Consider the following 12,484-nt stretch of genomic DNA (forward strand, 5'->3'; position numbering starts at 1 on the left):
TAAAAATAGGTGAACGACTTAACCAACATTCATTATGTGCAGAAATAACTAAATTGCTTTTAATCTTACCAACGGTAGTGAGCAAACGCTTTGTTCGCTTCTGCCATTTTGTGTGTATCTTCACGTTTCTTAACTGCAGCACCTGAGTTGTTAGCTGCATCAAGAATTTCGTTAGCTAAACGCTCTTCCATCGTTTTTTCTCCACGAAGACGAGCATAGTTTACTAACCAACGAAGACCTAGAGTAGTACGACGCTCTGGACGTACCTCAACTGGTACTTGGTAGTTAGAACCACCAACACGACGAGCTCTAACTTCTAGAACTGGCATGATATTTTTAAGAGCTGCTTCGAATACTTCCATTGGTTCTTTACCAGAACGTTCTTGGATTAATTCAAAAGCTCCGTATAAGATAGCTTGAGATTTTCCTCTCTTACCGTCAATCATCATTTTGTTGATTAAACGAGAAACTAATTTTGAATTGTAAATTGGATCTGGCAATACATCTCTTTTTGCAACAGGACCTTTACGTGGCATGTGTTTTCCTCCTTTCGACTAATCTTATCTATTACTTCTTAGCTGCTTTTGGTCTCTTAGTTCCGTATTTAGAACGACCTTGCATACGCTTGTCAACACCTGCAGTATCTAACGCACCACGAACGATATGGTAACGTACCCCCGGTAAGTCTTTTACACGTCCACCACGGATAAGAACAACACTGTGCTCTTGTAAGTTGTGTCCGATACCTGGGATATAAGCAGTTACCTCGATTTGGTTAGTTAAACGCACACGAGCATATTTACGTAAAGCTGAGTTTGGTTTCTTTGGAGTCATTGTACCAACACGAGTACAAACACCACGTTTTTGTGGAGCTGATAAATCAGTTGATTTTTTCTTTAATGAGTTGAAACCTTTATTTAATGCTGGTGATTTTGATTTCCATACTTTAGAAGTACGTCCATTACGCACTAACTGGTTAATAGTAGGCATGAGTTTTCCTCCCTTCAAATATTTATAAGACCACACATCCAGGTGGTTCATAATAAGTTGAAAACAAAGTTTTTGCAAGAAGGAAGAAACCTTCCTTCTCACAAAAACAGTTTTAACTGTATATTCCTAAATTAGCCCCGGATCTAACCTGCTTAGATTAGCAGTGCTATTGTCTAGGAGCAACCTTGAATATAATATCATTTTTTATCAAATGATGTCAACTCAAGTTATAAAATATTTTAAGATTATTTTTCAACTAATACTTCTTCGTTCATTTCAACTGATTCAGTCAAATCTTTAACAAGATCAACTTTACGGTATCTGTTCATACCAGTACCAGCTGGAACCAACTTACCTATAATAACATTCTCTTTTAATCCTAGCAACTCATCACGTTTTCCTTTAATCGCAGCGTCTGTTAATACACGCGTTGTTTCTTGGAATGATGCAGCAGAAAGGAATGAGTCTGTTTCTAATGATGCTTTTGTAATACCTAGTAATAATGGGCGTGCAGTAGCTGGTTGTTTACCTGCATATAAAGCTTCTTTATTTGCTTCAGTGAACTGGTGAAGTTCTAATAATGTACCAGGTAATAATTCAGTTTCACCTGCATCCATTACACGAACTTTCTTCAGCATTTGACGTACCATTACCTCTACGTGTTTGTCACCAATTTCTACCCCTTGCATACGGTATACTTTTTGTACTTCACGTAGTAGGTACTCTTGAACAGCATTTGTACCTTTTACTTTTAGAAGTTCTTTAGGATCAATTGAACCTTCAGTCATTACTTGACCGCGATCAATCGTTTCACCTTCTTGAACTTTTAGTCTAGCGCCATAAGGAACTGGGTAATTTCTAGTTTCTACTGAACCTTGAACAATAATTTCTTGTTTATCTTTAGCGTCAGTAGAAATTGAAATAATACCATCAATTTCAGAAATAACCGCTTGACCTTTAGGGTTACGTGCTTCAAATAGCTCTTGAATACGAGGTAAACCTTGAGTAATATCGTCTCCTGCTACCCCACCTGTATGGAATGTACGCATCGTTAACTGTGTACCTGGTTCACCGATTGATTGTGCAGCGATAATACCTACTGCCTCACCAACCTCAACTTCAGCACCTGTAGCTAAGTTACGGCCATAACATTTTTTACATACTCCATGGTTAGTATTACATGTGAACGCAGAACGGATATTTACTTCTTCAATACCAGCATCGATAATTTCACGAGCTAAGTCTTCTGTAATTAAATCGTTCTCTTGAGCAAGTAATACACCTGTTTCTGGGTGGCGAATAGTTGAACGTAAATGACGACCAACTAAACGATCATATAATCCCTCAATAATTTCGTTACCTTCTTTAATTGCTTTAACGTGTAAGCCACGGTCAGTACCACAGTCATCTTGACGAACGATTACATCTTGTGCAACGTCAACTAGACGACGAGTTAAGTAACCTGAATCGGCTGTTTTTAGTGCTGTATCGGCAAGACCTTTACGTGCACCGTGTGTAGAGATGAAGTATTCAAGTACCGTTAGACCTTCACGGAATGAAGATTTAATTGGTAACTCGATGATACGACCAGCCGGGTTGGCCATCAGACCACGCATACCAGCAAGCTGAGTAAAGTTAGATGCGTTACCACGGGCACCAGAGTCACTCATCATAAAGATTGGGTTGCGTTTATTTAGGGAAGCCATCAGTTTGCCCTGAATAACATCCTTTGCATCACTCCAAATTGCGATTACACGGTCGTAACGCTCATCTTCTGTGATTAAGCCACGACGGAATTGTTTTAGAACTTTATCTACCTTTTCTTGAGCTTCAGCAATGATTAGCTGTTTCTCAGGTAATACGATGATGTCAGATACACCAACTGTAATACCAGCTTTAGTAGAATATCTAAATCCAAGATCTTTCATGCGGTCTAGCATTTTTGATGTTTCAGTAATTTTGAAACGTTTAAATACTTCTGCAATGATGTTTCCAAGTATTTTCTTTTTGAAAGGAGCAATTTCTTCTCTGCTTTCAATAATTTCTTTAATATTTGAACCTTTAGCAACAAAATACATCTTCGGAGTTTCCTTCTCAAGGTTACTCTGAGTTGGTTCATTAATATATGGGAACGACTTAGGTAAGATTTCATTAAAGATTAACTTACCAACCGTTGTAATTAATAATGAATTATTTTGTTCTTCGGTAAATGTTTCGTTATTTAACGAATTAGCAGCAACAGCAACACGAGAATGTAAATGTACATAACCATTTTGGTATGCAATTAACGCCTCATTGATATCTTTAAATACCATACCTTCACCGACTGCGCCTGCACGCTCAAGAGTTAAGTAATAGTTACCTAATACCATATCTTGTGATGGTGTAACTACTGGTTTACCATCTTTCGGGTTCAGGATGTTTTGTGCTGCAAGCATTAGGATACGAGCCTCAGCTTGTGCTTCACTTGATAACGGTACGTGAACAGCCATTTGGTCACCATCGAAATCGGCATTGTATGCAGTACATACCAGTGGATGCAGACGGATTGCACGACCTTCTACTAATGTAGGTTCGAACGCTTGGATACCAAGTCTGTGTAGAGTTGGGGCACGGTTTAGTAACACCGGATGCTCACGGATAACGGATTCTAATACATCCCAAATCTCAGGGTGTAATCGCTCAATTTTACGTTTTGCAGATTTAATGTTATGTGCTAGACCACGCTCTACTAATTCTTTCATCACGAATGGTTTGAATAATTCAATTGCCATTTCTTTTGGTAATCCACATTGGTACATCTGTAAGTTTGGTCCTACAACGATAACCGAACGACCAGAGTAGTCAACACGTTTACCAAGTAAGTTTTGACGGAAACGTCCTTGCTTACCTTTTAGCATGTGAGAAAGAGATTTCAATGGACGGTTACCTGGTCCTGTAACTGGACGGCCACGACGACCATTGTCAATTAACGCATCAACTGCTTCTTGAAGCATACGTTTTTCGTTTTGTACGATGATGCTTGGTGCGCCAAGGTCTAATAAACGTTTTAAACGGTTGTTACGGTTAATTACACGACGATATAAATCGTTTAGATCTGAAGTTGCAAAACGTCCACCATCTAATTGAACCATTGGTCGTAATTCAGGTGGGATTACTGGTAGCACATCTAAGATCATCCAAGAAGGCTCATTACCAGAGTTACGGAATGCTTCTAAAACTTCTAAACGTTTAATTGCTCTTGTACGACGTTGACCTTGAGCAGTTTTTAATTCTTCTTTAAGTGAATCTACATCTTTTTCAAGATTAATATCACTTAATAATTTTTTAATTGCTTCAGCACCCATAGATGCTTGGAAAGTTTGACCGTAACGCTCACGATAAGCGCGGAATTCTTTCTCAGAAAGCAATTGTTTCTTTTCTAAAGGAGTATCTCCAGCTTCTGTTACTACATAAGAAGCAAAGTAGATTACTTCTTCCAGAGCACGAGGGGACATGTCTAAAACAAGTCCCATTCGGCTTGGAATACCTTTGAAATACCATATATGTGATACTGGTGCAGCTAATTCAATGTGACCCATACGTTCACGACGTACTTTTGCACGAGTTACTTCAACTCCACAACGATCACATACTACACCTTTATAACGTACACGTTTATATTTCCCGCAGTGACATTCCCAATCTTTCGTAGGACCGAAAATGCGTTCACAGAAAAGACCATCTTTTTCAGGTTTTAATGTACGGTAGTTAATTGTTTCAGGTTTTTTAATTTCCCCGTATGACCACGAGCGAATTTTGTCAGGCGATGCAAGTCCGATCTTCATATACTCGAAATTATTTACATCTATCAAGGGGCCTACCTCCCTTTCTGTCCTAAGGTTTTACCCTGTATAATACTTATTCTTTTACGTATTCCATATCCATCGCTAAATGTTCTGAAGCTTGATCATCATCATCTTCAGTATCACGCATTTCAATTTCTTCGTCTGTAGCAGACATCATCTTAACGTCCATACCAAGTGACTGTAATTCTTTAATTAATACTTTGAATGATTCAGGAACACCTGGTTCTGGTACATTTTCACCTTTAACAATTGCTTCGTATGTTTTCACACGTCCAACAACGTCATCAGATTTAACTGTTAAGATTTCTTGTAATGTGTAAGCAGCACCGTATGCTTCAAGTGCCCAAACCTCCATCTCACCAAAACGTTGTCCACCAAATTGTGCTTTACCACCAAGTGGTTGTTGCGTAACAAGTGAGTAAGGTCCTGTTGAACGAGCATGTAGCTTATCGTCAACCATGTGTGCAAGTTTAATCATATACATGACACCAACAGATACACGGTTATCGAATGGCTCTCCTGTACGTCCATCATAAAGTACAGTTTTCGCATCACGTGCCATACCAGCTTCTTCAATTGTTCCCCAAACATCTTCTTCACGCGCTCCATCAAATACAGGAGAAGCTACATGAATGCCAAGATATCTTGCAGCCATACCTAAGTGTAGCTCTAATACTTGACCGATGTTCATACGAGAAGGTACCCCTAATGGATTTAACATGATATCAACTGGCGTTCCATCCGGTAAGAATGGCATATCTTCTTCTGGTAAAATTCGAGAGATAACCCCTTTATTACCATGTCGTCCAGCCATTTTATCCCCTTCAGAGATTTTACGTTTCTGAACGATATATACACGAACAAGTTGGTTTACTCCTGGTGGTAATTCATCACCGTTTTCACGAGTGAATACTTTCACATCAAGAATAATTCCGCCTCCACCGTGTGGAACGCGTAAAGATGTATCACGAACTTCACGAGCTTTTTCACCGAAGATTGCATGTAGAAGGCGTTCTTCAGCAGTTAATTCAGTTACACCTTTAGGCGTTACTTTACCAACTAATAAGTCTCCGTCTTTTACTTCTGCACCAATTCGGATAATACCACGCTCATCAAGATTTTTAAGTGCATCTTCACCAACGTTTGGAATATCACGAGTGATCTCTTCAGGTCCTAATTTTGTATCACGAGCTTCTGATTCATATTCTTCAATATGAACTGAAGTGTAAACATCTTCTTTAACAAGACGGCGACTCATAATGATCGCATCCTCGTAGTTGTAACCATCCCATGTCATGAATGCTACTAACACGTTACGTCCTAGTGCTAATTCACCTTTTTCCATTGAAGGTCCATCTGCAAGAATTTCACCTCTTACTACTTCGTCACCAACACTTACGATCGGGCGTTGGTTATAACAAGTACCTTGGTTAGAACGCACGAATTTTAACATACGATATTTATCAAGGTCACCTTTAACTTTTTGTCCATCTACTTCTGAGTAGCGACGTACCCAAACTTCTTTCGCTTCAACACGTTCAACGATACCTGGGTGTTTACAAATTACTGCAGCACCTGAGTCTTTTGCTGATACGTATTCCATACCTGTACCTACGATTGGAGATTCAGGGTTTAATAATGGTACTGCTTGACGTTGCATGTTTGCTCCCATTAGGGCACGGTTTGAGTCATCGTTCTCTAAGAAAGGAATACATGCTGTCGCAGCTGATACTACTTGTTTTGGAGATACATCCATATAGTCAATACGCTCACGTTTTACAACAGTGTTGTCACCACGGAAACGAGCAACTACATCTTCATCTAAGAAACTACCATCTTCACCTAAACGAGCATTCGCTTGGGCAACTACATAGTTATCTTCTTCGTCAGCAGTTAAATAGTCAATTTTATCAGTTAGACGTCCAGTTTCAGGGTCTACACGACGATATGGGGTTTCAATGAAACCAAATTGATTTACTTTTGCATAAGAAGATAATGAGTTAATTAATCCGATGTTTGGTCCCTCAGGCGTTTCAATCGGACACATACGACCATAGTGAGAGTAATGAACGTCACGCACTTCAAATCCTGCACGTTCACGTGTTAAACCACCTGGTCCAAGTGCTGATAGTCTTCGTTTATGAGTTAATTCAGCAAGAGGATTTGTTTGGTCCATGAATTGAGATAACTGCGAGCTACCAAAGAATTCTTTAATTGAAGCAATTACAGGGCGAATATTAATTAATGCCTGTGGAGTAACTGCGTTCGTATCTTGAATTGACATACGTTCACGTACTACACGTTCCATACGAGATAGACCGATACGGAATTGGTTTTGAAGTAATTCACCAACTGAACGTAAACGACGATTACCTAAATGGTCAATATCGTCAGTGTCACCTACGTTATGTAGCAGGTTAAAGAAGTAAGAAATTGAAGCAATAATGTCTGCAGGTGAAATGTTTTTCACACTTTTGCTTACATTCGCATTTCCAATAACTTGAATAACTTGTTCACCATCTTCTACAGGAGCGTAAATTTTAATAGATTGTAAAGTAATCTCATCTTCTAATACGCCACCAGCAGGGTGAGCAACCTTTTCACCAATATTCTTTTCTAAGAATGGAAGAATACGGTCTAACGTACGGCGATCAAGAGTTGTCCCTTTTTCTACAATAATTTCACCAGTTTCTGGATCCACTAATGTTTCTGCAATACGTTGGTTAAACAGTCTATTTTTAATGTGTAATTTTTTATTTATTTTGTAGCGTCCAACGCTAGCTAAGTCATAACGCTTCGGATCAAAGAAGCGAGTAATTAATAGGTTTTTAGCGTTTTCTACTGTAGGTGGTTCACCCGGACGTAATCTTTCATAGATTTCAAGAAGCGCCTTTTCGGTGCTATCTGTATTATCTTTTTCAAGTGTATTACGTAGGTATTCATTTTCGCCTAATAAGTCTAGAATCTCTTGGTCTGTACCAAACCCAAGCGAACGTAGTAGTACCGTTACAGGTAATTTTCTTGTACGGTCAATACGTACATAAACTACATCCTTCGCGTCCGTTTCGTACTCTAACCAAGCACCACGATTCGGAATAACTGTAGCCGTAAAACCTTTTTTACCATTTTTGTCGATCTTTCCACTATAGTACACACTTGGAGAACGTACTAATTGTGAAACGATTACACGTTCAGCACCATTAATAATGAATGTGCCTGTGTCCGTCATCAGTGGGAAATCCCCCATGAAAACGTCTTGCTCCTTAACTTCGCCAGTTTCCTTATTTAATAGGCGAACTTTCACTCGAAGTGGAGCAGCGTAGTTTACGTCACGCTCTTTCGATTCTTCTACAACATACTTCGGCTCACCTAGGCTGTAATCAATGAACTCTAATGATAGATTACCTGTGAAATCCTCAATTGGTGAAATGTCTTGGAACATTTCTCTCAAACCTTCATCTAAAAACCATTGGTAAGATGCTGTTTGAATTTCAATTAAGTTAGGTAACTCTAAAACTTCACTGATACGAGCATAACTTCTGCGTTGGCGGTGTCGTCCATATTGAACTAGTTGACCTGTCAACATATTCACCCCTTAAATCAAGAGTATTTAAAACAAAAAAATAGTAACAAATAAGCAGAAATAACCCCTTACTTGTTAAACAAAAAATAAAATGGTTTCAAAATGAAAACCATTTATTAAACTCAACGACAGTCATTTTACTATCATTTCCAAAGAATATAGAAATATACTCACTTTCAAAAAAAATCATTTTTGAAAATAAATATATATTGGCATTTAATAATACTATCACAAGCAAAAAATACAGTCAATCTTTTTTGCTTTTTATGATATAATATCCTTTATCTTTTTTTACTACTTCAACCTCATCAAAAGTTTCTTCCAATAAAGCAAGAGCAGATGGCGCTCCTTGCTTCTTTTGTATAACAACCCAAAGCTCTCCACCCGAGACCAATCTTTCATGAGCACCTTTTAAAATTTCATGAACAACACTTTTTCCAGCACGAATTGGAGGATTTGTTAAAATAGCAGCATATTCACCACTTACGTTTTCATAGATGCTACTTTCATAGATTTTTACATTTTCTATTTTATTTACATCCGCATTTTCTTTCGCCAATTCAATCGCCCTTAAATTCACATCAACCATTTCAACTATTCGATTAGAATCATCTTTTGCAATCGATAATCCTATTGGACCGTAACCACATCCAACATCTAAAATATCACCTTCAACTTGGGGGAATGTGAACGCGTTGATTAAAACACGTGATCCAAAATCAACTTCATTCTTAGAAAAAACACCAGAATCAGAATGGAATTTCAACTCATTTCCTCTCAGAGTAAACGAAAATATCTTTTTATCAGTTTTACTATTCGGTTGATTTGTAAAATAATGATCTGCCATAAAAAAAATCCTTCTTCCATATATATACTTATCAACAGTCTTCCCAAAAATAATTCCATATGTACAAAAAAAGCTCGCATAAATGCGAGCTTTCTTAAAAACTTTTAGAAATTACTTAACTTCTACGTTAGCGCCAACTTCTTCAAGTTTAGCTTTCATTTCTTCAGCTTCTTCTTTGCTGATTCCTTCTTTAATTGCTTTAGGAGTGTTGTCAACTAATTCTTTAGCTTCTTTTAATCCTAAACCAGTTAATTCACGAACAACTTTGATTACTTTGATTTTTTGGTCGCCAGGGCTTGCTAATACTAAATCAAATTCAGTTTTCTCAGCAGCAGCTTCTACAGCGCCACCTACCATAGCTACAGGAGCAGCAGCAGTTACGCCGAACTCTTCTTCGATTGCTTTTACTAAGTCATTTAATTCTAATACAGTCATATTTTTAACTGCTTCAATGATTTGTTCTTTAGTCATTGTTAATTTCCTCCTTGTTTATACCTTTAAATTATATATTTTAAGCGATCTTGGCATTATGCGCCTTGTTCTTCTTTTTGTTCTGCAACTGCTTTAGTTGCAAGAGCGAAGTTGCGGATTGGTGCTTGTAGCACGCTAAGCAACATAGAAAGTAAACCTTCGCGAGATGGAAGTTCAGCAAGAGCCTTAACTTCTTCAACAGTAGCAACGTTTCCTTCGATTACACCAGCTTTGATTTCTAAAGCTTCATGTTTTTTAGCGAAATCGTTGATTACTTTAGCAGGAGCGATTACATCCTCCATGCTAAACGCGATTGCGTTTGGACCAGTTAATGATTCGTTTAAACCAGCTAAGCCAGCCTCTTCAGCAGCACGACGAGTTAAAGTGTTTTTGTAAACTTTGAACTCAACGCCAGCTTCACGTAATTGCTTACGTAATTCAGTTACTTCAGCAACGTTTAAACCACGGTAGTCAACAACAACTGTTGCTTTGCTATCACGTAATTTAGCAGATACTTCAGATACAATTTGTTTTTTAGCTTCTAATACTGCGCTCATTTATTACACCTCCTGTGGATTTTAGTGTGTATACCGCAAAAGTGTAACCATAGCAAAACCTCCACGAACTTTTCGAAAAAAAGACATGGAGGTTGTATATGCACGAATTTATCAGTTATACACCTCGGTAGGATATTAAGCTATAGCACCTACTGTCTACGGTAGTCTATTTAATTAGCAAGACAATCTCCATTATAGAGAGTTCTTGTCGAATTGTCAACTTTGTTTTTTTATCTTAGAAACTAGCTGTGTCTACTTTGATACCAGGGCCCATAGTTGAAGTGATTGCTACGTTCTTCATGTATGTTCCTTTAGCAGCAGCAGGTTTAACTTTTAACATAGTTTCAAAGATTGTTGTAAAGTTTTCTACTAACTTTTCGTTTTCGAAAGATACTTTACCGATTGGCACGTGAATGTTACCAGCTTTATCAACACGGTATTCAACTTTACCAGCTTTAATTTCGTTAACAGCTTTTGTTACGTCAAATGTAACTGTACCTGTTTTAGGGTTTGGCATTAAACCTTTAGGTCCTAATACACGTCCTAATTTACCAACTTCAGCCATCATATCTGGAGTTGCTACTACTACATCAAAATCGAACCAACCTTGTTGGATTTTGTTAATCATGTCAGCATCGCCTACGAAATCAGCACCAGCAGCTTCAGCTTCTTTAGCTTTTTCACCTTTAGCGAATACTAATACACGTTGTACTTTACCAGTACCGTGTGGAAGAACTACTGCACCACGAATTTGTTGGTCAGCTTTCTTTGGATCTACTCCTAAACGGAATGCTACTTCAACTGTTGCATCAAAGTTAACAGTTGCAGTCTTTTTAACAAGTTCTACAGCTTCGTTTACTGGGTAAACAGCTGTACGATCTACTAATTTAATAGCTTCTTGGTATTTTTTACCTTTGTTAGCCATGTTTTATTCCTCCTAATGTGGTTTTAACGGATTTTCCTCCCACGAATAAAGGTTGCGATAAAACACATCAAATGATGTTCGCAACCTCCTCAATCACACCTTATTGAAGATGGGATTAGTCTTCAATAACGATACCCATACTACGTGCAGTACCTTCTACCATACGCATAGCAGCTTCAACAGAAGCAGCATTTAAGTCAGGCATTTTTTGTTCAGCAATCTCACGCACTTTATCGCGTTTAACTGTTGCTACTTTTTTACGATTTGGTTCACCAGAACCAGACTCGATACCAGCCGCTACTTTAAGAAGCACAGCAGCAGGAGGAGTTTTCGTAATAAATGTAAACGAACGATCTTCGAATACAGTGATTTCAACAGGAATAATTAGACCAGCTTGGTCAGCTGTACGAGCGTTGAACTCTTTACAGAATCCCATGATGTTAACACCTGCTTGTCCTAGTGCAGGACCAACTGGTGGTGCTGGGTTTGCTTTCCCTGCAGGAATTTGCAATTTTACCATTTTAATTACTTTTTTAGCCACGAGACACACCTCCTTAAGTCCGTGATGTGGTAATAGGGTTTTACACCCTCCCACTCATATCGTTTTGCATTTACATGCATATTCTTATACAGAAGTTAATATCATCATTTCGATGCATATTGACCTTTAAAAGTCTAACATTTTAAAATTAAAAATGCAAGGTCTTGTATTATAATTTTTCAACAAGATGTAAATCCAGTTCAACTGGCGTTTCTTTATTAAAGAATTCTACTAACACAGTCACTTTTTTCTTTTCGAAGTCGATTTCCTTAATCGATCCAGTGTAATTAGCAAATGGACCTTCTTTTAATCGAACCACTTCATTAATATCTAAATCAAAATCAATTATTTGTTCATCTAGACCCATATGTTTTAGAATATGTGTAATTTCTTCTTCTAACAGTGGAGTTGGTTTTGAACCAGATCCAGCCGAGCCAACGAAACCAGTTACTCCCGGTGTATTACGAACAACATACCAAGAATCATCAGTCATCACTAGTTCAACTAGTACATAACCTGGAAATACTTTACGTTTTGTTACTTTCTCTTTACCGTTCTTCATTTCTACTTCTGATTCTTCTGGAACTATTACACGGAAAATTTTATCCTGCATTCCCATTGTTTCTACACGTTTTTCTAAATTTGCTTTTACTTTATTCTCATATCCTGAGTAAGTATGAACTACATACCATCTTTTTTCCATGTTAGAGGACTACTCGTCC

The 12,484-nt window shown here is 38.0% G+C and carries 10 protein-coding genes and 1 other annotated feature; all 10 genes read right to left on the reverse strand.

The window, feature by feature from the left end; all coding sequences use genetic code 11:
- Nucleotides 1-65 precede the first annotated feature (65 nt).
- Nucleotides 66-536: a 30S ribosomal protein S7 gene (gene rpsG / locus CN925_RS19425; RefSeq protein ID WP_088014608.1), complete on the reverse strand. Its 471-nt coding sequence runs from the start codon at nt 534-536 to the stop codon at nt 66-68.
- Between the two features lie 31 nt (nt 537-567).
- Nucleotides 568-990: a 30S ribosomal protein S12 gene (rpsL, locus tag CN925_RS19430; RefSeq protein ID WP_056467392.1), complete on the reverse strand. Its 423-nt coding sequence runs from the start codon at nt 988-990 to the stop codon at nt 568-570.
- Nucleotides 991-1,235: 245 nt separating this feature from the next.
- The gene (gene rpoC, locus CN925_RS19435) at nt 1,236-4,844 is read right to left on the reverse strand and encodes a DNA-directed RNA polymerase subunit beta' (protein WP_098848453.1); all 3,609 of its coding nucleotides are present in this window, start codon (nt 4,842-4,844) and stop codon (nt 1,236-1,238) included.
- 46 nt (nt 4,845-4,890) lie between these two features.
- On the reverse strand, nt 4,891-8,421 hold the full coding sequence (rpoB, locus tag CN925_RS19440; protein WP_098848454.1) for a DNA-directed RNA polymerase subunit beta: 3,531 nt from the start codon (nt 8,419-8,421) through the stop codon (nt 4,891-4,893).
- A gap of 247 nt (nt 8,422-8,668) precedes the next feature.
- On the reverse strand, nt 8,669-9,268 hold the full coding sequence (locus tag CN925_RS19445) for a class I SAM-dependent methyltransferase (protein WP_098848455.1): 600 nt from the start codon (nt 9,266-9,268) through the stop codon (nt 8,669-8,671).
- A gap of 111 nt (nt 9,269-9,379) precedes the next feature.
- Entirely contained in the window at nt 9,380-9,739 is a 360-nt protein-coding gene (rplL, locus tag CN925_RS19450; RefSeq protein WP_098848456.1) for a 50S ribosomal protein L7/L12, read from the reverse strand.
- Between the two features lie 56 nt (nt 9,740-9,795).
- On the reverse strand, nt 9,796-10,296 hold the full coding sequence (gene rplJ, locus CN925_RS19455) for a 50S ribosomal protein L10 (protein ID WP_098848457.1): 501 nt from the start codon (nt 10,294-10,296) through the stop codon (nt 9,796-9,798).
- A gap of 43 nt (nt 10,297-10,339) precedes the next feature.
- Nucleotides 10,340-10,476 (reverse strand) — a sequence feature (ribosomal protein L10 leader region).
- A 55-nt stretch (nt 10,477-10,531) separates the two neighbouring features.
- Nucleotides 10,532-11,221, reverse strand: coding sequence for a 50S ribosomal protein L1 (gene rplA / locus CN925_RS19460; protein ID WP_098848458.1), 690 nt, complete (start codon nt 11,219-11,221; stop codon nt 10,532-10,534).
- A gap of 115 nt (nt 11,222-11,336) precedes the next feature.
- Complete coding sequence (rplK, locus tag CN925_RS19465) at nt 11,337-11,762, reverse strand: 50S ribosomal protein L11 (RefSeq protein WP_056467373.1); 426 nt, start codon at nt 11,760-11,762, stop codon at nt 11,337-11,339.
- 169 nt (nt 11,763-11,931) lie between these two features.
- The gene (nusG, locus tag CN925_RS19470) at nt 11,932-12,465 is read right to left on the reverse strand and encodes a transcription termination/antitermination protein NusG (protein WP_098848460.1); all 534 of its coding nucleotides are present in this window, start codon (nt 12,463-12,465) and stop codon (nt 11,932-11,934) included.
- Nucleotides 12,466-12,484 lie beyond the last annotated feature (19 nt).

Origin of the sequence: Bacillus sp. AFS055030 (assembly GCF_002574545.1) — a bacterium.
Lineage (GTDB): Bacteria > Bacillota > Bacilli > Bacillales > Bacillaceae_G > Gottfriedia.

What these genes read in the sequence shown, in the direction of transcription:
- rplA (WP_098848458.1), bottom strand. Translation starts at nt 11,221, where the DNA reads ATGGCTAACAAAGGTAAAAAATACCAAGAAGCTATTAAATTAGTAGAT.
- nusG (WP_098848460.1), bottom strand. Translation starts at nt 12,465, where the DNA reads ATGGAAAAAAGATGGTATGTAGTTCATACTTACTCAGGATATGAGAAT.
- rpsG (WP_088014608.1), bottom strand. Translation starts at nt 536, where the DNA reads ATGCCACGTAAAGGTCCTGTTGCAAAAAGAGATGTATTGCCAGATCCA.
- rplJ (WP_098848457.1), bottom strand. Translation starts at nt 10,296, where the DNA reads ATGAGCGCAGTATTAGAAGCTAAAAAACAAATTGTATCTGAAGTATCT.
- CN925_RS19445 (WP_098848455.1), bottom strand. Translation starts at nt 9,268, where the DNA reads ATGGCAGATCATTATTTTACAAATCAACCGAATAGTAAAACTGATAAA.
- rplL (WP_098848456.1), bottom strand. Translation starts at nt 9,739, where the DNA reads ATGACTAAAGAACAAATCATTGAAGCAGTTAAAAATATGACTGTATTA.
- rpsL (WP_056467392.1), bottom strand. Translation starts at nt 990, where the DNA reads ATGCCTACTATTAACCAGTTAGTGCGTAATGGACGTACTTCTAAAGTA.